Consider the following 20,290-nt stretch of genomic DNA (forward strand, 5'->3'; position numbering starts at 1 on the left):
GAACCTCACTCCACCACCGGGAACACGAAACAACGGTCGCGCCGGATCGTCAGCCAAAGGGCCTTGCCCGGCGACGGCAGGAAGACGTTTGGCACCGTCGCCTTCAGGACCGAGCCATCGTGGTCCATGCGAAACTCGACCAGGCTTTCCGAGCCCATGAACCGCGCCCGCTCGACCACGCCGCGGGCCGGCACGCCGTCCTGCGGTGTCGGATCGGGTCCGCGCCCGCCGCGGTCGAAATCGATCTTCAGATGCTGCGGCCGGATCACGATCTCAACGGCCTGTCCGTCCGGCACGCCCGGCGCCAGGAACTGACCGAATGGCGTATCCGTCAGGGCACCTTGAACTTTGCCGCGAATCACGTTGATATCACTGAAAAAAGCGACCGCCTCCTTGTCCACTGGCGCGTTGTAGATGTTGTAGGGCGCGCCCTGCTGCACGATCCGCCCCGCCCGCATCAGCGCGATCTCATCGGCCATCCGCATCGCCTCTTCCGGCTCATGCGTCACCAGCAGAACGGCGGCGTCCTCCTGCTTGAGAACGTCCAGCGTCAGGTCGCGGATTTCGTCGCGTAGCCGGTTGTCGAGGCCGGAAAACGGCTCGTCCATCAGCATGATCCGCGGCCGCGGCGCCAGCGCACGGGACAGCGCCACGCGCTGCTGCTCGCCGCCCGACAATTCGTGCGGAAACGAATCGATGAACCGGGCCAGCCCGACCTCGCGCAAAAGCTCCTCGACCCGGGCGCGCTTTTCCTCCCTCGCGCCTTTCAAGCCGAAGGCCACGTTGTCGGCGACGCTCAGATGCGGGAACAACGCGAAATCCTGGAACATCAATCCGATATGCCGCCGTTCCGGCGGAATGCGGAACACCGTGTCGCAGATCAGCTTGCCGTCGACATAAATCTCGCCCGTGTCCTGCATCTCGACCCCGGCGATCATCCGCAACGTCGTCGACTTGCCGCAGCCCGACGGCCCAAGCAGGCAGGTCACGCTGCCGGGCATCACCCGAAGCGAGACATCGTCCACCACCGGGCGACCGTCGAAAGCGCGGCGCAGGTTGCGGATCTCCAGCCTCGGAACCGATTTGCTCATGCGGCCTCACGTTTATCCGATCAAAACCATCGGGTATCCGCCGTCCCTTAACAGCCCCCCGGCAGCGCCGCAAGCGTCACTCATCGTTGCCGGGCGCGTCCGGGTCCGGCTGGCCGATCCCCTTGAACAGTCCCTTGAACGGTAGGATCCAGAGGAACCCGAGCAGGACATAGACCAGGAATTCGGCCCAGATCGGCGGCCGGCCCAGCATGTTGACCACGGTGACGCAGGCCACGACGTAGACCGGCATGCCGATCACCAGCACCACCAGTGCCCAGCGCCTCCGGGCCTTCCAGGACAGTTTCTCGAACATGCGACGCCTCCGCTCTCGCCCCGGTCAATCAGCGAACGGGTCGGTCACCAGGATGGTGTCCTCGCGTTCCGGGCTGGTGCTGAGCAACGCCACCGGGCACTCGATCAGTTCTTCCACCCGCTTGACGTATTTGATGGCATTGGCCGGCAGATCGGCCCAACTGCGGGCCCCTTCGGTCGATTCACTCCACCCCGGCATCTCTTCGTAGATCGGGGTGCAGCGCGCCTGTTGATCGGCCGCCGTCGGCAGGTAGTCGAGCCGCTGCCCGTCGAGGTCGTAGCCGACGCAGATCTTCAGTGTCTCGAACCCGTCCAGCACGTCGAGCTTGGTCAGGGATATGCCGTTGACCCCGCTGGTGGCGCAGGTCTGGCGCACCAGGCAGGCATCGAACCAGCCACAACGCCTTTTCCGCCCGGTAGTGGTGCCGAATTCATGGCCCCGCTCCCCCAGCCGCTGCCCGTCGGCATCGTCGAGCTCGGTCGGAAACGGCCCCTCGCCGACCCGTGTGGTGTAAGCCTTGACGATCCCGAGGACATAATCGATCGCGCCAGGCCCGATGCCCACGCCCGTAGCGGCCTGGCCCGCGATCACGTTCGAACTGGTCACGAACGGATAGGTGCCGAAATCGATATCCAGCAGCGCTCCCTGCGCCCCTTCGAACAGGATACGGTTCCCCGCCTTGCGCTTCTCGTTCAGTACCTTCCAGACCGGGCCGGCGTATTTCAGGATGCTCGGCGCGATCTCCTTCAACTGCGCAATCAGCGCCGCACGATCGATGGGCTCGACGCCCAATCCCTTGCGCAGCGGATCGTGATGTTGCAGCGCCCGGTCCACCCGCGCCTCAAGCGTGGCGTCGTCGGCCAGATCGGCCACACGGATCGCCCGGCGACCGACCTTGTCCTCGTAACACGGCCCGATGCCGCGTCCTGTGGTGCCGATCTTGGTGCCCGTGCTGGCGGCTTCTTCGCGCGCCCGATCGAGCTCGCCGTGAAACGGCAGGATGAGCGGTGTGTTTTCGGCGATCATCAGCGTCTCCGGGGTGATCTCCACCCCCTGCCCGGTGATGGTGTCGATTTCCTGCAACAGGTTCCACGGATCCAGCACCACGCCATTGCCGATCACGCTCAACTTGCCGCCCCGCACCACGCCCGAGGGCAGCGCATGCAGCTTGAAGACCGCCCGGTCGATCACCAGCGTGTGCCCGGCATTGTGGCCGCCCTGGAAGCGGCAGATCACATCCGCCCGCTCGCTCAGCCAGTCCACGATCTTGCCTTTCCCCTCGTCGCCCCACTGGGCGCCGACGACTACTACGTTGGCCATGACGGTCCTCTTTTCACGGATCAAACCCGCGCCCGTATATCGCTCCGCGTCCGGGCGCGAAACCTCAAATTCGCCGCAGATGCTGGACAAGCCCGCAGCTCCCGCGCATCAATGCGGCATCGCAACCGTGACGAGGTGCAAAATGGGCTTTCTCCTGCGCTGGCTCTTCGCCTTCCTGCTGCTGTCGGCCACCTTCAACCCGACGCAGTGGAATTACGTCAAATGGGCCGAGGCCAACTTCTCCGCGCAAATGCCGCTCGCGGTGCTGCTCGGCCTGCTGCTGCTGGTAGGCTACATCATCTACCTGCGCGCCACGCTGCGTTCGATCGGCCACTTCGGCATGCTGCTTGTCCTTGCCGTGGTCGGCGCCCTGCTCTGGGTGCTCTACGATTGGGGTTGGCTGATGCTGGAGAACACCACCCAGAACACCTGGATCGGCATCCTGGCGCTGTCCGCGGTGCTCGGTATCGGGCTGTCGTGGAGCCATGTCCGTCGCAAGCTTTCGGGACAGGCTGACATGGACGATGTCGACGAATAGTCCGCGGCGCTTGCACCCGGTCCGCCTTTGCCATACATAGCCGCGAAACAGCTTCAGCCTAGGCGCTCGCCCCATGGAAAACGTCGTTCTCATCATCCACCTGCTCCTCGCACTCGCGCTGATCGGCATCGTGCTGATGCAGCGGTCCGAGGGCGGCGGGCTCGGCATGGGCTCGGGCGGCGGTGCCATTTCGGCGCGCGGCGCGGCCACGGCACTGGGCAAGCTGACCTGGATTCTCGCGATCGCCTTCATCTGCACCTCGATCACACTCACGATCATCGCCGCGCAGAAATCGGCCGGCACCTCGGTGATCGACCGGCTCGGCGATGCGCCGGCGGCCGAAGAACCCGCGCCGGCCACCCCGACGCTCGACAGCGACAACCTGCTGCCGCCGAGCCAGGGGGACAACGCGCCGCTGGTGCCCCGGGCCGACTGAAGCCCGCGGCCGCGGCCGACGGCAGGTCCACCGGTTCGCATGACGCCTTCGTCATGCGGAGGGAAAGTGTCCCCAAGCAAAACCACAACCCCTTGTTAAAAAACAGAATCACGCATCAAAATGTTGCGGTGCTGTTGCCAAGGTGGGGCGAATCCTGTAACCATCAAATCCCGTGATAGGCGGCCAATGGCGGCTGCCAGGGCAGGAATTTCGCGGCACACCCGCCGCTGTCACGGGGGATCATCGACTACATGGCGCGTTACGTTTTCATCACCGGCGGGGTTGTTTCTTCACTCGGGAAAGGCCTCGCCTCGGCGGCGCTTGGCGCGCTGTTGCAGGCGCGCGGTTTCTCGGTCCGCCTGCGCAAGCTCGACCCCTATCTCAACGTCGATCCCGGCACCATGTCGCCGTTTGAACATGGCGAGGTATTCGTTACCGATGACGGCGCGGAAACCGATCTCGACCTCGGTCACTACGAACGGTTCACCGGTGTTCCTGCGCGCAAGACCGATTCCGTCTCCTCGGGCCGGATCTATACCACGGTGCTCGAAAAAGAGCGCCGCGGCGACTACCTCGGCAAGACCATCCAGGTCATCCCCCACGTCACCAACGAGATCAAGGACTGGATCGAGATCGGCGATGACGAGGTCGATTTCATGCTCTGCGAAATCGGCGGTACCGTCGGCGATATCGAGGGCCTGCCGTTTTTCGAGGCGATCCGCCAGTTCGCCCAGGAACGCCCGCGCGGCCAATGCATCTTCATGCATCTCACCCTGCTGCCCTATCTCGCCGCCAGTGGTGAGCTGAAAACCAAGCCGACCCAGCACAGCGTCAAGGAACTCCGCTCCATCGGCCTCCAGCCCGACGTGCTCGTCTGCCGCTCGGAACAGCCGATCCCGGACAAGGAACGCGCCAAGATCGCGCTGTTCTGCAACGTGAGACCCGAGGCGGTGATCCCCGCCTATGACCTCAAATCGATCTACGAGGCGCCGTTGGCCTATCACCGCGTCGGCCTCGACCAGGCGGTGCTCGACGCCTTTCAGATCGCCCCGGCCCCGCGCCCCGACCTTTCGGTCTGGGAAGACGTGGTCGACCGGCTGCACAATGTCGACGGCGAGGTCAACATCGCCATCGTCGGCAAGTACACCGCGCTCGAAGACGCCTACAAGTCGATCAAGGAGGCGCTGACTCATGGCGGCATGGCCAATCGGGTCAAGGTCAATGTCAGCTGGGTCGACGCCGAGGTGTTCGACCGCGAAGACGCCGCCCCGCATCTCGAAGGCTTCCATGCCATCCTGGTGCCCGGCGGTTTCGGCGAACGCGGGACCGAAGGCAAGATCAAGGCCGCGCAGTTCGCCCGCGAACGCAACGTACCCTATCTCGGTATCTGCCTCGGCATGCAGTTGGCCGTGATCGAGGCGGCGCGCAACAAGGCCGGTATTAAGGACGCGGGCTCGGAAGAGTTCGACCACGAGGCGGGCCAGAAACGCTTCACGCCGGTGGTCTATCACCTCAAGGAATGGGTCCAGGGCAACTACACCGTCACCCGCTCGGCCGATGACGACAAGGGCGGCACGATGCGGCTCGGCGCCTATGACGCGACGCTCAAAGAGGGTTCGAAAGTCGCCGAGATCTACGGCGCGACGGCGATCGAGGAACGCCACCGCCACCGCTATGAAGTCGACACCAAGTATCGCGACAAGCTCGAGAAATGCGGCCTCACCTTCTCCGGTATGTCACCCGACGGCCGCCTGCCGGAAATCGTCGAATGGAAAGGCCACCCGTGGTTCATCGGCGTGCAGTTCCACCCGGAACTCAAGTCGAAGCCCTTCGCGCCGCACCCGCTGTTTGCGGATTTCGTGCGCGCCGCGGTGGTCAGCTCGCGGCTGGTCTAAACCGCCCCGGTTGCGTCGGCCTCAACCGGCCAACGGCTTTACCAGCTTCTTCAGCGAAAAACTCTTCGAGGCGGCGCCGGCCTTCTCGGCCTCGGCTGCCTTGGCCTGCAACGCCCGTTCGCGGCGCAGTTCCTCCTCGATGGCGGCGCGCTTACTGGCGAACAGCGGGTCCAGCACCTCGGATTCGATCACCCAGCGGCCGCGACGGTGGTCGCGCAGATCGTGGCGCTGGTTGGTGACCCAGGCGTCGAGCTTGTTCATGTTCTGCGGGCACATCGGCGCCAGGTCGGGCAGGTAGAACCCGGCATTGATCCGCTGACAGATCGAATCCAGCAGACTAGCCACCCCCCGATACTCCGCACTGACATCGCGTTTCGGCAGGTAGTTGAAACGCCACGGATCACCGTTGAAAAACGCCGACAGGGCCGAACCCAGCCCAATCCCCTTCTGCGCCGACAGCCATCCCAGTACGACCTCGGGATGGAGTGACCAGTCATATTCGCGCATGATGCGGTCACGCGCGATGGTCGACGCCGCGCGCGCATGGCGCATCTGTTCTTCGCAAGATGTGGCGGTCCAGTCGAACTCGTTCGTGCGGTCCATGTTCTGCCTCTCCGTGGCCTGATGTTCTTTCGCCGCAAACACGCATTTCGATGCAGGGCGACACCGTCTTTGCGCGCACAACTAGAAAAGCAAAACGCCGAAACTGCGGAACAATTATGACAGGACTGCGGATTTCTCCGAAAAACGGGAAAAGCCGGCGAAAATCCGCTATATTGTCGATCATGAGGCTGAAACTAACAACCGTCGGGGCCGTTGTTTTCGTGGCCCTTTCCCCTGCCCTCCCGGCGCGCGCCACCGGGGCCGGTGACTGCGATCAACCGGTCTGCCTGGTCTCGCCGCAAAATCTCGCGCTCGCCCATGTGATCACCTTTGACGATGTGCAGAGCAGCCTCGGCATCGGCCATCCGATCGACGGGCTTCTGATCCGCCCCGGGGCCCGCTTCGGCGAGCGCTTTTCCGGCCAGTCACTGGACTACGACGGCGATTATGACCGCATCGCCGGCGCGGCGTTGTCGCCGCTCACGGTCATCCCCGGCGCGCCTGGGGCCACGCTCGGCGCCATGCGTCTCGGCCCCACCACCGTGTTGCATGGCCATGGTCCACGCGCCTTCCCGAGGGTCGAGGCGGTGGGTGAAGGCGCCATCGCCATCGAGTTCGACAACGACCAGGCGGCCCTCGCCTTCGACCTGCGCGGTGGCGAGGACGGCGCCCTCGACATCTCTTTTCTGCGCCGCGACGGCTCGGAAATCGCCCGCCTGCGGATCGAACCTCTGGGCGAGGAACGCTACGGCTTCGTCCGCGGCGACAATGTCGCCGACATCGCCGGAATTCTGATCACCAACTCCGATCCACAGGGCATCGCCATCGACAATCTCGCCTTCGACAAGGGCCAGTTCACCGGCTGATCCCGCCGTCCCCCTTGACCGCGCCCGCTCCGCGTCGCAGCATCCCGCGAAACAACGCAAGGAGGCATGTCATGGCCAAGGGATACTGGGTCGCCCGCGTCGACGTCGACGATCTTGAGACCTACAAGCAATACATCGCGGCCAACGCCGCCCCGTTTGCCGAATACGGTGCGCGGTTCATCGTCCGCGGCGGCCAGTTCGAATGCAAGGAAGGCAGCTCGCGCTCGCGCAACGTGGTGATCGAGTTTCCCTCCTACGAGGCCGCGCTCGCCTGCTACGACTCCGCCAGTTACCAGGCCGCCAAGGCGCTGCGCGATCCGGTCTCGACCGGCGATCTGGTCATCGTTGAAGGCTATGACGGGTAGCCCGATGCCCATCGTGCAACGCATCCTCTCGGCGTTTTCCGCGCCCAGGCCGCAACCGCTCCCCGAACCCGACGCCAAGCTGGCGCTCGGGGCGCTGATGGTGCGGGTCGCCAAATCCGACGAAACCTACCGGGTCGAGGAAATCCAGCGGATCGACCGCATCCTCGCCCACGCCAACGGGATCGGGCCGATCGAGGCCGCCAAGATGCGGGCCACCTGCGAAAGGCTCGAAGCCCAGGCGCCCGAGACCGAAAGCTTCGCCGCACTGATCCGCGAGACCGTGTCGCATGGCGGACGGATGGAGGTGCTGCGCGCGCTCTGGCAGGTGCTGCTGGCCGATGGGCTCGAACGCCCCGAAGAGATCCGAACGATTGATGCCACCTGCGCGGCACTGGGCCTGTCCGAGGCCGACAACAGCGCCGCCCACGCCGCCGCCGCCGAGGCCTGAACCATGTTCGCCGACTTCCTGCGCCGCCTCACCGCCCCTGCTCCCGACCCGATGACCGACGGCGATGCTCGCCTCGCGCTCGCCGCCCTGCTGGTCCGGCTGGCACGCGCCGACGGCGACTATGCCGACGTCGAAATCCGCCGGATCGATGCCGTCCTCTCGACCCGTTTCGACCTGTCGCCGTTCGAAGCCGCGGCGCTGCGCGCCGAGGCCGAAACGCTCGAGGCGCACGCCCCCGACACCGTCCGCTTCACCCGGGCAATCAAGGAGGCGGTGCCGCACGACGACCGCCTTGGCGTGCTCACCGCGATGTGGTCGGTGGTGCTTGCCGACGGCCAGCGCGACGATCACGAAGACAGCAGCATGCGGGTCATCGCCAACCTTCTCGGCATCACCGACCGCGACAGCGCTCTTGCCCGGAAACGGGCCGGCGGATGATCGCGGCCCTGCCGATGTATGACCGGCCGGAAACGGCCGCCGCCAACGATGCCTTCTGGACCGCGATCCGCGCCCGCCTCGGCCACGGTCCGTCCCGGCTCACCCGGCCCGACGATCCCTGGCCGGTCTGGCGCTCTCCCGACCTGTTGCTGGCACAGACCTGCGGCCTGCCTTTTCGCGCCACGCTGCACACCACGGTCACTCTCGTCGGGACGCCGGACTATAGCCTGCCGGGATGCCCGCCGGGCCACTACCGCTCGGTGCTGGTCGCTCGCAAGCCCGCCGCGCCGCTCACCGATCTGCTGGCCGGACCCTTCGCCTACAACGAAGCCCTGTCGCAGTCCGGCTGGGCCGCACCGCAGGCCTTTTTCGTCGAAGCCGGCCTGCCTGGGCCGCAAACACTGCTCAAGACCGGCGCCCACCGTGCGTCGGCCCGGGCGGTGGCCGAAGGACGGGCCAGTCTTGCGGCCCTCGATGCCCTCAGTTGGGAGCTTATGCGCCAGCATGATCGCTTCACCGACGTGCTCGAGGTCGTCGCCGCCACCCGGCCCACGCCCGGCCTGCCGCTGATCACCGCGGCCCGGCGCGACGCCAAAGCGCTTTACACTGCGGTCACGGCGGCGATCACGGATCTATCGCCGGCGGATCGCGCCACGCTGCATTTGCGCGGCCTGGTCGCGATCCCGGCCGCCGACTACCTGGCCGTGCCGCTGCCGATACCGCCGAATTAACCGACACAGGCCGGGTTTTCGGGCAATTTCCGCCCCGCGCTGCCGATTTGAACGTTGCAAACCGAGGTATTTTCCGCCCTACTCGCCCGAAGACCGGTCTCACGCCAACCGCTCTGGGCGGCGTGGGACAGAGCCCAACCGTTTCGAGAAGACAGCCAATCGACGTGAACGCCGCCAACGCCCCCTCCGCCGCCGACACCCCGGTGATCGAAGTCCGCAATCTGCACAAGGCCTACGGCGCGCTCGAGGTCATCAAGGGGGTCGATTTCACGGCGCACAAGGGCGACGTGATTTCGCTGATCGGGTCCTCCGGGTCCGGCAAGTCCACCATCCTCCGCTGCGTCAACCTGCTCGAAGACAGCCAGCAGGGCGACATCCTGTTCCAGGGCGAACCGGTGACCTGGAAGGGCGAGGGCCAGCGTCGCCATCCCGCCGATGCCAAACAGGTTCTGCGGATCCGCACCAATCTTTCGATGGTGTTCCAGCAATTCAATCTGTGGTCCCACCTCACCATCCTGCAGAATGTGATGGAGGCCCCGGTCACCGTGCTCGGCCGCGACAAGGCTGAAGCCGAAAAAACCGCCCGGCGCTATCTCGACAAGGTTGGTATCGGCGACAAATGCGACGCCTGGCCGGCGCAGCTCTCCGGCGGCCAGCAGCAGCGCGCCGCCATTGCCCGCGCGCTGGCGATGGAGCCGCAGGCGCTCCTGTTCGACGAACCCACCTCGGCCCTCGACCCCGAACTCGAACAAGAGGTCATCAAGGTCATCAAGGACCTCGCCGCCGAGGGCCGCACCATGATGATCGTCACCCATGACATGAAGCTCGCGGCCGACGTCTCGGACCACGTGATCTTCCTGCACGAAGGCCGCATCGAGGAAGAAGGCCGGCCCGACACGCTGTTCGGCAGCCCGAAATCCGAACGCCTGCGCGGCTTCCTCAGCTCGACGGTGCATACATGAGGCTGACCCGGCGCCACGCCCTGTCGCTCGCCGGCGCCGCGCTGGCGCTGCCGCGTGGTCTTGCCGCACGGCAGTCTGCGACAGCCGTCCGCATCGCCACCGAAGGCGCCTTTCCGCCGTATAACGCACTGGACAAAAAAGGAAATCTCGTCGGTTTCGAAATCGACCTCGGGCACGCGATCTGCGCTGCCCAGGGGCTCGAATTGATCTGGGTCGTCACCTCCTGGGCCGACATGATCCCGCAGCTCCTCGATGGTGACTTCGACGTGATCATGGCCGGCATGGGCATCACCCCGGCCCGTGCTCAACGCGTCGCTTTCAGCCGCGAATATTTCCCCGGCGGCGACCAGCCGTTAGGCATGTATGTCGGCACCCACACCTTCCAGGACCCGGCCAAAGGCCTGATCGCGGTGCAGGAAAACACTATCCACGAAGAGCACCTGCAAGCCCTCGGCGCCCGCACTCTGGCCTTTGCCACCGCGGGCAAGGCCCTTGCCGCTGTGCTTGACGGTCAGGCCAACGTCACCTTCGGCAGCCCCGATTTCCTCGAAGCCCAAGTCTACCGCACCAGCCGCACGCTCACCATTCTCGGCACCGAACCGCTCGCCGCCGGCGGCGCTGCAGCCGCCTTCCGCAAGGAAGACGCGGCCCTGCGCCAAGACTTTGACGCCGCGCTCGAACAGCTGACCGAGGACGGCACGCTCGACCGGCTCAACCAGAAATGGTTCAAGACGTCACGCGACATCTGAGCCACAACCAAAAGACATCAACCAAGGGAGCAAGAAATGAAAAAACTGATCCTGACCACCGCGGCGCTGGCCCTCTCGGCTGGCCTCGCCATCGCGGCAAGCCATGGCGCGACCGTACGCCTGGGCACAGAAGGCGCCTATGCGCCGTGGAACTTCATCAACGACAACGGCGAGGTCGACGGCTTCGAGCGGGAACTGGGCGATGAGCTCTGCAAGCGCGCCGAGCTGACCTGCGAGTGGGTCACTAACGAATGGGATTCGATCATTCCCAACCTGGTATCGGGCAACTACGACGCCATCATTGCCGGCATGTCGATCACCGACGAACGCGACGAGGTGATCGACTTCACCCAGGCCTACACGCCGCCGGATCCGTCCTCCTATCTCGCCACCTCGGCCGATGTGGACGTGGAAAGCGCTGTGATCGCGGCCCAGGCCGCGACCATCCAGGCGGCGTTCATCGCCGAGCAAGGATGGACCCTGGTCGAGTTCGCCACCCCCGAGGAAACCGTGGCCGCCGTCCGCAACGGCGAGGCCGACGCAGTGCTCGCGGACAAGGCCTATCTCGAACCGTTCGCCGGCCAGGACGGGCTGGTCATGCTCGAACGCTCCGAGATGATCGGTGGCGGTGTCGGCATGGGCCTGCGCGAAAGCGACGGCGAGCTGCGCGCCAAGTTCGACGCGGCGATCCAATCGATGAAGGATGACGGCACGCTGAACACGCTGATCGCTAAGTGGGAAGTGGCCTCTACCTGGTAAGCCCTCCCCGGCCCCCGCGCCGGTGCGCGGGGGCCCGACGCCGGAGTTTCCATGTTCGAATTCTGCGCCGATCCCGAGACGCTGGACACGTTCCGCTGGTTCGCCTGCTACCTCACGACGGGCAAACACATAGGAATGTACTGGTCGGTCCTCACCGTGCTGGCGTTGCTGGCGATCACCGCCCCGGCAGCACTGTTTTTCGGATTCGCCGGCGCCAGCGCGGCACGCAGCCATGTCTCGCCGGTCAGCTGGCTGGGCAAAGCCTATATCGCGGTGGTGCGCGGGGTCCCGGATATCGCGTTCTTCCTGTTCTTCGTGATCGCGCTCGACCAGATGTTCGAATATCTCCGGCACAAGGTGAAATGCCCCGACTGGACCGAGCCGATCCGCCAGGGCAACGATTTCATCGTCTGCGATGCGGCCAAGCTGCCGCTCGGCTCCTCGCCGCAATGGGTGCATGAAACCTACGGTTTCTTCCTTGCCGTGCTCACCTTCGCCATCGTCTTCGGCGCCTTCACCGCCAACGTGCTGTTCGGAGCGATGCGCGCCGTGCCGCGGGCACAGATCGAAACCGCCGAGGCCTATGGCATGTCGCGCCGTCAGGCCTTCTGGCGCGTGCTGGTGCCGCAGATGTGGGTCTACGCCCTGCCCGGGCTCGGCAACCTCTGGATGATCCTGATCAAGGCCACGCCGCTTCTCTTCCTGCTCGGGGTCGAAGACATCGTCTACTGGGCCAAGGACCTGGGCGAAACCAAGCACGCCCGCTTCACCGATTACCCCCACGGCGACTGGCGCATCTGGTATTTCCTGGCGCTGCTGGTGTTCTACCTCACCTTCACCTGGATCTCGGAAAAGGTCATCAATCGGCTGACCAAACGCCTGTCGCACGGACAGGCCACGCTTGGCGGCGATGCGCAACGCAAGGTGACCGCATGAGCTGCTGGCAGACCATCCAGGATTACGGCCTGCGCTCGATCGGCATCGGCGAACGGCTGCTGCCTAAAACCGATTTCACCCTGTGCCAGCAGTTCACGCTGATCGGTTCGGGCATGATCTGGAACATCTATTTCGGCGCCCTGGCACTGTTCGTGGGGTTCTTCATCGCCTCCGCCGTGGCCCTGGGCAAGAATGCCGGCCCGGCCTGGATCCGCAAACCCTGCGAATGGTTCATCTTCGTGTTCCGCGGCTCGCCGCTCTTCATCCAGTTCTTCTTCGCCTATTTCATCTTTCTGAAGGTCAAGCAGCTGGGCTTCATGCCGTGGCTGACCTCGGCCCAGGCCGGGGCGCTGGTGGTGCTGATCCTCAACACCGCCGCCTATTCCGGCGAGATTTTCTACGGCGCGCTGCGCTCGGTGCCGCGCGGCGATGTCGAGGCCGCCGATGCCTACGGCCTTGCCGGCTGGAGCCGGTTCCGCCGCATCCTCTGGCCGACCATGCTGCGGCTCGGCTGGCCGGCCTACACCAACGAGGCGATCTTTCTCTTCCACGCCACCACGCTGGTGTTCTTCTCGGCCTTCCCGACCTTGGGCCAGCGCGGCGACTCGCTCTACTATGCCAGCTATTTCGCCGACAAGACCTTCAACCCGTTCATCCCCTATCCGATCCTGGCAGGGTATTTCATCCTACTGACGCTGGTGATTGTCGGGCTGTTCGGGCTGATTAACATGCGCCTCAATCGTCACCTGCCACAGGAACGCCGCGTACGCCTCCGCTTCCGCCCCAACCTGCTGCGCTGACCGTGTCCGAGGGGCCGGTCTGCCCCGCCAGTTGCGCGAAGCCGTCGTCGGCAAGAGTCAGGGAATAGCGCCTGCGTCACCCGGCTTCCGCGCGGCAAAAACCGCTCACGATCCAGCCGCGGCGCCCTTAGCCTCTTCGATCGCCGGCAGGATCGTTTCTTTCAACACCCGCTGAGTGATCGGCCCGGCCCAGCGCATCCGCACCACGCCATCGCCGTCGATGATGAAGGTTTCCGGTGCGCCATAGACCCCCCAGTCGATCTTGGTGCGCGCCGTCTGCGCCTCGCCGAGATGCGAAAACGGGTTGCCGTCCTCCTCCAGATAGGCCAGCGCCCGCGCCGTGGTGTCGTCGAAATTGATCCCGTGCAGTGGCACGTCGAGATTGTCGCGCATCCACAGAAGCGTCGGGTGCTCCGCCCGGCAGGCGACGCACCAGGTGCCCCAGAAATTCACCAGTTTCACCCCCGGCTGCCGCAGCACCTCATCAGTCAGCAAGGGCGTCTCGCCCAGTTGCACCAGCTCCACCGGCGGCACGTCCTTGCCAATCAACTGCGACGGCAGCACATCGGCATCTTCGCGCGCCATCCCCCAGAAAAAGAGGCCCGCCAGCGCGGCGAACACCAGGGGCGGTGCAATCATCAGCGGGCTCACCTTAGCCATCGGCCTTCCTCCGTGCCTCAACCTCGTCCAGCGCCGCCTTCACCCGGCGCGACCGCCACAGAGTGCCCAGCACCAATACCGTGATCAGCGTGATAGCCACGCCATAGGATGACAACACCGCAAAGGCATATTTCCCAAGCTCCGGCATCATCCCTGCCGCTCCCTTGCCAGCAGCGCCCGCATCCGGCGCGCACGAATTTCGGTATTGGTCCGAATAAGCACCAGGGCCACGAAATACAGCACGAAGCCGGTGATACAGACCACCAGCGGCAAGTAGTAATCAGCGGCAAGCGGATCCTTCTCCCCCACTTTCATGATCGTCGAATCCTGGTGCAGCCCCTGGTTCCAGAACTTCACCGCATAGCGGCTAAGGATCGCGAAGACCGACCCCACCAGGCACAGCACGCTGGTCAGGTCCGCCGCGGTGTCGTCGTTCTCGATCGCCGCCCACAGCGCCATGTAGCCGAGATAGAACAGGAACAGGATCAGGAACGCCGTCAGCCGCGGGTCCCAGGCCCACCACGTGCCCCACATCGGCTGGCCCCAGGTTGCCCCGGTGAACAGGGCGATCACGGTCATCATCGCCCCGATCGGCGCCGCCGCCCGTGCCGCCAGCGCGCTGACATGGTGGCGTCGGACCAGCCACACCAGCGACGTCACCAGCATCATCGCCCAGATGTTGATCGCCATCATCGCCGTCGGCACATGGATGAACATGATCTTCACGGTCGAGCCCTGGCGAAAATCGTCGGGCGTGAAAAAGAAGCCCCAGATCAGCCCCACCGCAAGGCAGGCAAATGCCGTCACCGTGAAAAACGGCAGCACCCGTTCGGTCGTCCGCATGAATTTCAGCGGGTTGGCGTATTCCCAAAGCGCGTTGAGGTTCAAAGGTTTGTCCCAGCTTGCAGTTCGTATCGCGCCTCTATCCGCCGTCACCGGCCGCGCCGCCTTGATCTGCCTTAAATCGCCGCGCTTTTCCAGCCCGAAAGCTTCACGTTTTCTTCACCTGCCACCGAACATTGCCTCGGCCAGCCGCAACGGCCGCCGCTTGCGCCCCCAATCCCCCGGCGCGCCATCGAACACCCCCGGCATCTGCGTGCCGCAGGCCAGGCACCGGCCGTGGCCGTCAAGCTGCCAGTCGGAAATCAGGTGCCAGTCGCGCTCGATCACCCGCTTGCCGCAGCCGGCGCAATAGCTCGACTGCGCCTCGACATGGTGCACATTGCCAATATAGGCGTGCCGCACGCCGGCCGTCCGGGCGATCTCGCGCGCCCTGAGCAGGGTCTCCACCGGCGTTTGCGCCCGGTCCATCATGCGGTGATCGGGGCGGAAGGCGGTGAAATGCATCGGCACGTCGCGGCCGCAATTGGCCACCACCCAGTCGCACATCTCGCCGATCTCACCGTCGCTGTCGTTTTCGCCCGGGATCAGCAGCACGGTCAGTTCCACCCAGGCCGCGGTCTCGTTGACGGCATAGGCGATGCTGTCCAGCACCGGCTTGAGCTCGGCCCCGGTCAGTTTCTTGTAGAACCGCTCGGTGAACCCCTTGAGGTCGATATTGGCGGCATCCATGGCGTGAAAGAACTCCGGCCGCGCCTGGTCCGTGATGTAGCCGGCGGTCACGGCCACGTTCTTGACATCGAGCTTGCGGCATTCTGCGGCGATATCCACCGCGTATTCCAGGAAGATCACCGGGTCGTTATAGGTATATGCGACCGCACGGCAGCCATTGGCCTGCGCTGCCTCCGCCACCATCGCCGGGCTCGCCGCCTGCGCCAGCGTGTCGACATCCCGGCTCTTCGACATCTCGTGGTTCTGGCAGAACTTGCAGGCCAGGTTGCAGCCAGCGGTGCCGAAACTCAGCACCGGCGTGCCGGGCAGGAAATGATTCAGCGGCTTCTTCTCGATCGGGTCAATGCAGAACCCGCTCGACCGGCCATAGGTATCGAGCACCAGCCGGTCGCCCTCGCGCAGCCGCACGAAACACATCCCGCGCTGGCCTTCGCGCAAGCTGCAATAGCGCGGACAAAGAGTGCAGACGATCCGCCCATCGTCGCCCATGTGCCAGTATCTTGCATCCTCGGACATCTTCAACTCCCAGCCATCACCGACAAAGATAGGTACGCGGCCGCAGAATCCAAACCAGTCGCCTGCTTCCTCTTTCCCGAAATATCCCGGGGAGCGCGAGGGGCTGGCCCCTCGCTCCGGCCCTTGCCGCGGGATGCCTCAGCGCAGGTTGACGCGCAACACCGCGGCCGATGCAAACGGCAACAGCGCGGTGACCCCGAAACTGATCCCTGCCAGCATCAGCATCGGCGTGGCAGTGTCGAGCCCCTCGGCGCCGCGCCGCGCCGTCTCGGCGCCGAAAATCAGCGTCGGGACGTAAAGCGGCAGCACCAGCAGGCTCAGCAGCAACCCGCCCCGTTTCAACCCCACCGTCAGCGCCGCACCGAAGGTGCCGATCACGCTCAGCGCTGGCGTGCCGATCAGCAGCGATAGCACCAGCGGCCCGTATCCGGCCTGCGGCAGGCTCATCAGCAGCCCGAACAGCGGCGTTGCGATCACCAGCGGCAGCCCGGTCGTCAACCAGTGGGCCAGCGCCTTGATGCTGACCACCCCCTCCATCGGCAACGGCGAGGTCGCGATCAGGTCGAGCGAGCCGTCCTCCCAGTCGAGCGCGAAGATCCGGTCGAGCGACAGCAGGCAGGCCAACAGCGCCCCCAGCCACAGGATTCCCGGCGCGATCCGCGCCAGCAACCCGGTTTCGGGCCCCACGCCGAAAGGCACCAGCACCACCACGATCAGGAAAAACGCGAGGCCGAGGCCGAAGCCGCCTCCGGCCCGCACCGCCAGCCGCAGGTCGCGGACCAGAAGCGCAATCACAGGAACACCTCGTCGAAATCCTCGACCTTCGGCGGTTTCGCCTTGAACGGACCCACATCCATCACCTCGGCCTCGTCGAGCCCAAGGTCGATATGGGTGGCGATCAGCGCCATGCCGCCGGTTGCGAGGTGCCGCCGCACCGCCGCGCCGAACATCGCCACGGCATCGACGTCAAGCGACACCGTGGGCTCGTCCAGCACCCAAACCGGTCGGCCGGTGACCAGAAGCCGCGCCAGCCCGAGCCGGCGCTTCTGCCCGGCCGACAGACCGCCCGCCGGGCGGTTGCGCAGCTCGTCGAGGGCAAAACCGTCGATCGCCGGGGTTATGTCACCGGTGCCGAACACCTGCGCCCAGAAGCTCAGGTTCTCCGCCACCGTCAGCGTCGCCTTGATCCCATCGGCATGGGCGGCATAAGCCATCGCCTCGCGGTCAAGTCCGACCTCACCGCTCAGGGGCGGCTGTAACCCGGCGACGGTGCGCAAAAGCGTGGTCTTGCCGATCCCGTTCGGGCCGCGCAGGATCAGCGCCCGGCCGGGCGCCAGCCGAAAGCTCAGCCCTTCCAGCACCGGTACACCGCCGCGCGACACCGACAGATTTCTGACCTCGAGTTCCATGCCCCGCCCATATCCCAAGTCCCGGCGCTGCGAAAGGCCTCACGCCGTCCCGCTCAGATAGCCGCAGAACCGCTCCTGCTTCAGATCGAGTCCGGCCAGCACGAAGGCGCGATCCGCTTCCGTGAACGCCGCCTCGTCCTTCCGCGCCCCGTCGCGCGCCTGTTCCGCGCCGGGTCCGACGCTGCGCGCCACCGCGGAAAACCGCGCCGCCCGCGGCAGATCGAAGGCCTGCACGATGTCTTCCAGCACGCCGGCGCGATCCTCCAAGAACGCTTCATAACGCAACGCCACCGCGTTGATCCCACGCGCCAGCAACGACAGGTGCCCCGCCAGTTTCAGCCGCCGCATCTCGACCACGTTGGCAAACCGTGCGCCGGTGATCGGGTTCCGGTCGGCCTGCAATTCCTCGCCCCGCCCCACTTGCAGATCCAGAGCATACCCATGGCCCTTCCAACCCGATTTGTAAGGCGTGAAGAGGCTCTTCCACTCCGACCTCAGAAATTCGGAAAATTCCAGATCGGCCAAGGCCGGATCGGCCTCGAACGGGGCGCGGTAAAAGCTTTTCAGCCAGTCGAACGGGTCGCGAACCACCACCACGAACAGGCAACAGCGCGGCAGCACCGGAAACACCGGGAAGCCGTGCTTCCAGCCGAAATCCCGACTCCGCGCCAGTCTGGTGTTCTCCGACAGAAACCGTTCCAGCGCATTGGTGCCCGAGCGCCGCTCGCCGAAAACCTGGAAACGGTCGATCTCCGGACCCTCCCCGGCCCGGCCGACACCGATCAGGCGCGCCATTCCCATTCCCTCACACCGGCAGGGCGGCCAGCGCCACCCGGCGGCCCTCGGCGGCCAGCAGGTTCCACGTCCGGCAGGCGGCGGGCGAGTTCATCACCTCGGCCCCGATCCCCGCGGCCTCGATCGCGGCCCGCAGGTCGGCCGGCAGATGGGCAATTTCCGCTCCCATGCCGAAAAAGACCACGTCGATCTCACCCGCCAGCGCCAGGATCGGTGCGCGATCCTCAAACCCGGCCCAGGGCCGCACCGCCCGCGCCGTCACCAGGACCGGACCGTCATGAACCTTGCCGGCGACGCGGAAAAAGCCCGGGCCATAGCCCTCCACGGCGCCGATCCCGCCCATATCCATCTCGTTCATCTGCATGGCACTACCCTCCAAGCACCGACCACAGCCCCGATGAGGCCGACGTCGCGATAATCCCGTAGGCTACCCAGCGATACACCCGCTCCAGCCCCGGGCGGAATATCCAGCCGCCCACCAGGTTGCCGGCAAGATACGGCAGGGCCGTGATTAGCCCCAGCACCACCGGCACCGACCCCAGCTTGCCGGCCAGCGCCAGCCCGATCAGCATCAGCACATCATAGCAGAACAGAAACACCGTGTTGTTTGCCCGGATGACATGCGCCGGATGCGGGCTCGCCATGTAGAGCAGGATGACCGGCGGACCGGGGATTGCCACCGCCCCGCCCAGGAAGCCGGCCAGCCCGCCGGTGGCATAGATCAGCGGCGGCGTCAGCTCGCCGCGATAACGCAGCCCGGCGATCAACAGAACCAGCAGCCCGAGGCTCAGCATCGAGACCGCAATCTTGAACACGCTCGGATCGACCGACAGCAGCACCGCCAGCCCCAGCGGCAACGCCACCAACGTGCCCGCCACCAGCCGCGCCAGATCCCGCGGGTGGCCATCCTTCAACGCTCTCGGAATCGCCGGCAGCGGCCCGATCAGGTCCATCACCGCCAGCACCGCCACGCTCCACACCGGCGACAGCACCTGCGCCGCAACCGGCAGGAAAATCATCGCCGTGCCGAAGCCGGCGAAACCGCGTACGATCCCGGCGACGAAGGCGGCGGCGAAAACCCAGCTGATGCCGGGAACCGCCAGCGCCTGGGTCAGCGCGTCAGGCATCTATGTTGGCAAATTGCGTCCCCGCCCCGGCATCCGGCTTCGACCAGTCGCGCTTGACCCCCAGCCGCAGCAGGATGGCCGAAGCCACGAAGATCGAGCTGTAAGTGCCCACGATCACGCCCCAGATCATCGCGAAAACGAAGCCGCGGATCACGTCGCCGCCCAGCAGGTAGAGCGAGATCAGCGCCACCAGCGTGGTGACACTGGTCATCACCGTCCGGCTCAGCGTTTCGTTGATCGAGAGGTTGAGCACGTCTTTGAGATCCATCTGCTTGTATTTCCGCAGGTTCTCGCGCACCCGGTCGAACACCACCACGGTGTCGTTCAGCGAATAGCCGACGATGGTCAGAAGCGCCGCGATGATGGCCAGATCGAAACGGATCTGCAGTTCCGAGAACACCCCGATGGTCAAGAGCACGTCATGCACCAGCGCGGCCACCGCACCCAGCGCAAACTGCCACTCGAAGCGCAGCCAGATATAGATCAGCACCGCTCCGATCGCGAGAAGAACCGCGATCACCGCTGTCTGGATCAGTTCGCCCGAGACTTTCGGGCCGACGCTCTCGACACTAACGAACCGGATATCCGGCACCGCCTCGGCCAGCGCCGCCTCGACCTGGGTTGTCAGTTCGGCGCTCACCGACTCTTCGCCATCCTGCGCCTGGATGCGGATCATGGCGACGTTCTTGTCTTCGCCGAAGGTCGGATCGAACACCTCGGTGATCGACACATCGCCCAGCCCGAGTTCACCGATCGCATCGCGGTAGAGCCCGATATCTACCGGCTGCGCGCTTTCCGTGCGGATCGTTGTGCCGCCGCGGAAATCGATGCCGTAGTTCAGTCCCTGGGTCAGGAACGACACAAAGGCCAGCACCATCAGCGCCGCCGATATCCCCAACCACAGTTTCGAACGGCCGAAGAAATCCCATTTGGTGTCTTTCGGAACGAGTCTCAGTCGCAT

General features: G+C 65.2%; 27 protein-coding genes. 13 read left to right on the forward strand and 14 right to left on the reverse strand.

Annotated features, from left to right (window positions below; all coding sequences use genetic code 11):
* Positions 1-5 precede the first annotated feature (5 nt).
* The 3 genes from NO357_RS04465 to NO357_RS04475 all read right to left on the reverse strand — a co-directional run bounded on the left by NO357_RS04465 (position 6) and on the right by NO357_RS04475 (position 2,724).
* Positions 6-1,091, reverse strand: coding sequence for an ABC transporter ATP-binding protein (locus NO357_RS04465; RefSeq protein WP_306734402.1), 1,086 nt, complete (start codon positions 1,089-1,091; stop codon positions 6-8).
* Between the two features lie 76 nt (positions 1,092-1,167).
* Positions 1,168-1,404 carry a DUF2842 domain-containing protein gene (locus tag NO357_RS04470; protein ID WP_306734403.1) on the reverse strand — a complete coding sequence of 79 codons (237 nt, stop codon included), beginning with the start codon at positions 1,402-1,404 and terminating at the stop codon, positions 1,168-1,170.
* 24 nt (positions 1,405-1,428) lie between these two features.
* On the reverse strand, positions 1,429-2,724 hold the full coding sequence (locus NO357_RS04475) for an adenylosuccinate synthase (protein ID WP_306734404.1): 1,296 nt from the start codon (positions 2,722-2,724) through the stop codon (positions 1,429-1,431).
* 142 nt (positions 2,725-2,866) lie between these two features.
* On the opposite strand from NO357_RS04475, the gene NO357_RS04480 reads away from it, so the two are divergent.
* The 3 genes from NO357_RS04480 (at position 2,867) to pyrG (ending at position 5,593) form a co-directional block, all read left to right on the forward strand.
* The gene (locus NO357_RS04480; RefSeq protein WP_306734405.1) at positions 2,867-3,262 is read left to right on the forward strand and encodes a DUF6524 family protein; all 396 of its coding nucleotides are present in this window, start codon (positions 2,867-2,869) and stop codon (positions 3,260-3,262) included.
* A 73-nt stretch (positions 3,263-3,335) separates the two neighbouring features.
* Complete coding sequence (gene secG / locus NO357_RS04485; RefSeq protein ID WP_306734406.1) at positions 3,336-3,698, forward strand: preprotein translocase subunit SecG; 363 nt, start codon at positions 3,336-3,338, stop codon at positions 3,696-3,698.
* 251 nt (positions 3,699-3,949) lie between these two features.
* Positions 3,950-5,593 (forward strand): CTP synthase, encoded by a 1,644-nt coding sequence (gene pyrG, locus NO357_RS04490; RefSeq protein ID WP_306734408.1) that lies wholly within the window; start codon positions 3,950-3,952, stop codon positions 5,591-5,593.
* Between the two features lie 21 nt (positions 5,594-5,614).
* Here the strand turns inward: pyrG and NO357_RS04495 are convergent, their stop codons facing one another.
* Positions 5,615-6,196: a hypothetical protein gene (locus NO357_RS04495; RefSeq protein ID WP_306734409.1), complete on the reverse strand. Its 582-nt coding sequence runs from the start codon at positions 6,194-6,196 to the stop codon at positions 5,615-5,617.
* A 221-nt stretch (positions 6,197-6,417) separates the two neighbouring features.
* Here NO357_RS04495 and NO357_RS04500 point away from each other — a divergent pair, with 221 nt between their 5' ends.
* The 10 genes from NO357_RS04500 to NO357_RS04545 all read left to right on the forward strand — a co-directional run bounded on the left by NO357_RS04500 (position 6,418) and on the right by NO357_RS04545 (position 13,250).
* Positions 6,418-7,062, forward strand: coding sequence for a hypothetical protein (locus tag NO357_RS04500; protein WP_306734410.1), 645 nt, complete (start codon positions 6,418-6,420; stop codon positions 7,060-7,062).
* 71 nt (positions 7,063-7,133) lie between these two features.
* On the forward strand, positions 7,134-7,427 hold the full coding sequence (locus NO357_RS04505) for a DUF1330 domain-containing protein (RefSeq protein ID WP_306734411.1): 294 nt from the start codon (positions 7,134-7,136) through the stop codon (positions 7,425-7,427).
* A 4-nt stretch (positions 7,428-7,431) separates the two neighbouring features.
* Positions 7,432-7,875: a tellurite resistance TerB family protein gene (locus NO357_RS04510; RefSeq protein WP_306734412.1), complete on the forward strand. Its 444-nt coding sequence runs from the start codon at positions 7,432-7,434 to the stop codon at positions 7,873-7,875.
* 3 nt (positions 7,876-7,878) lie between these two features.
* Positions 7,879-8,313, forward strand: a complete 435-nt coding sequence (locus tag NO357_RS04515; protein WP_306734413.1) for a tellurite resistance TerB family protein — start codon at positions 7,879-7,881, stop codon at positions 8,311-8,313.
* Positions 8,310-9,044: a phosphate/phosphite/phosphonate ABC transporter substrate-binding protein gene (locus tag NO357_RS04520; RefSeq protein WP_306734414.1), complete on the forward strand. Its 735-nt coding sequence runs from the start codon at positions 8,310-8,312 to the stop codon at positions 9,042-9,044. The genes NO357_RS04515 and NO357_RS04520 overlap by 4 nt, the downstream gene beginning before the upstream one ends.
* 164 nt (positions 9,045-9,208) lie before the next feature.
* On the forward strand, positions 9,209-10,006 hold the full coding sequence (locus tag NO357_RS04525; protein ID WP_306734415.1) for an ABC transporter ATP-binding protein: 798 nt from the start codon (positions 9,209-9,211) through the stop codon (positions 10,004-10,006).
* Complete coding sequence (locus tag NO357_RS04530) at positions 10,003-10,755, forward strand: substrate-binding periplasmic protein (protein WP_306734416.1); 753 nt, start codon at positions 10,003-10,005, stop codon at positions 10,753-10,755. The genes NO357_RS04525 and NO357_RS04530 overlap by 4 nt, the downstream gene beginning before the upstream one ends.
* A 36-nt stretch (positions 10,756-10,791) precedes the next feature.
* Positions 10,792-11,514: a transporter substrate-binding domain-containing protein gene (locus NO357_RS04535; RefSeq protein ID WP_306734417.1), complete on the forward strand. Its 723-nt coding sequence runs from the start codon at positions 10,792-10,794 to the stop codon at positions 11,512-11,514.
* 51 nt (positions 11,515-11,565) lie between these two features.
* Positions 11,566-12,450, forward strand: a complete 885-nt coding sequence (locus NO357_RS04540) for an ABC transporter permease (protein ID WP_306734418.1) — start codon at positions 11,566-11,568, stop codon at positions 12,448-12,450.
* A complete protein-coding gene (locus tag NO357_RS04545) occupies positions 12,447-13,250 on the forward strand; it encodes an ABC transporter permease (RefSeq protein ID WP_306734419.1) in 804 nt (267 codons plus the stop codon). The genes NO357_RS04540 and NO357_RS04545 overlap by 4 nt, the downstream gene beginning before the upstream one ends.
* 105 nt (positions 13,251-13,355) lie before the next feature.
* Here NO357_RS04545 and NO357_RS04550 read toward each other — a convergent pair whose 3' ends face one another.
* From NO357_RS04550 to secF, 10 genes are all read right to left on the reverse strand, one after another.
* The gene (locus tag NO357_RS04550; RefSeq protein WP_306734420.1) at positions 13,356-13,910 is read right to left on the reverse strand and encodes a DsbE family thiol:disulfide interchange protein; all 555 of its coding nucleotides are present in this window, start codon (positions 13,908-13,910) and stop codon (positions 13,356-13,358) included.
* Positions 13,903-14,061, reverse strand: coding sequence for a heme exporter protein CcmD (ccmD, locus tag NO357_RS04555; RefSeq protein ID WP_306734421.1), 159 nt, complete (start codon positions 14,059-14,061; stop codon positions 13,903-13,905). The genes NO357_RS04550 and ccmD overlap by 8 nt, the downstream gene beginning before the upstream one ends.
* On the reverse strand, positions 14,058-14,753 hold the full coding sequence (locus tag NO357_RS04560) for a heme ABC transporter permease (protein WP_306734768.1): 696 nt from the start codon (positions 14,751-14,753) through the stop codon (positions 14,058-14,060). The genes ccmD and NO357_RS04560 overlap by 4 nt, the downstream gene beginning before the upstream one ends.
* Positions 14,754-14,912: 159 nt before the next feature.
* Positions 14,913-15,998 (reverse strand): AmmeMemoRadiSam system radical SAM enzyme, encoded by a 1,086-nt coding sequence (gene amrS, locus NO357_RS04565; protein WP_306734422.1) that lies wholly within the window; start codon positions 15,996-15,998, stop codon positions 14,913-14,915.
* A 138-nt stretch (positions 15,999-16,136) separates the two neighbouring features.
* Entirely contained in the window at positions 16,137-16,793 is a 657-nt protein-coding gene (gene ccmB / locus NO357_RS04570; RefSeq protein WP_306734423.1) for a heme exporter protein CcmB, read from the reverse strand.
* Entirely contained in the window at positions 16,790-17,407 is a 618-nt protein-coding gene (ccmA, locus tag NO357_RS04575; RefSeq protein ID WP_306734424.1) for a heme ABC exporter ATP-binding protein CcmA, read from the reverse strand. Before ccmA ends, ccmB begins: the two co-directional genes overlap by 4 nt.
* A 39-nt stretch (positions 17,408-17,446) precedes the next feature.
* Positions 17,447-18,202, reverse strand: coding sequence for a hypothetical protein (locus tag NO357_RS04580; RefSeq protein WP_306734425.1), 756 nt, complete (start codon positions 18,200-18,202; stop codon positions 17,447-17,449).
* Positions 18,203-18,212: 10 nt separating this feature from the next.
* Complete coding sequence (locus tag NO357_RS04585) at positions 18,213-18,566, reverse strand: Mth938-like domain-containing protein (protein WP_306734426.1); 354 nt, start codon at positions 18,564-18,566, stop codon at positions 18,213-18,215.
* A 4-nt stretch (positions 18,567-18,570) separates the two neighbouring features.
* The gene (locus tag NO357_RS04590; protein ID WP_306734427.1) at positions 18,571-19,329 is read right to left on the reverse strand and encodes a sulfite exporter TauE/SafE family protein; all 759 of its coding nucleotides are present in this window, start codon (positions 19,327-19,329) and stop codon (positions 18,571-18,573) included.
* On the reverse strand, positions 19,322-20,290 hold the full coding sequence (secF, locus tag NO357_RS04595) for a protein translocase subunit SecF (RefSeq protein WP_306734428.1): 969 nt from the start codon (positions 20,288-20,290) through the stop codon (positions 19,322-19,324). The genes NO357_RS04590 and secF overlap by 8 nt, the downstream gene beginning before the upstream one ends.

The organism is Marimonas arenosa (assembly GCF_030848945.1).
GTDB classification, from domain to species: domain Bacteria; phylum Pseudomonadota; class Alphaproteobacteria; order Rhodobacterales; family Rhodobacteraceae; genus Marimonas; species Marimonas arenosa.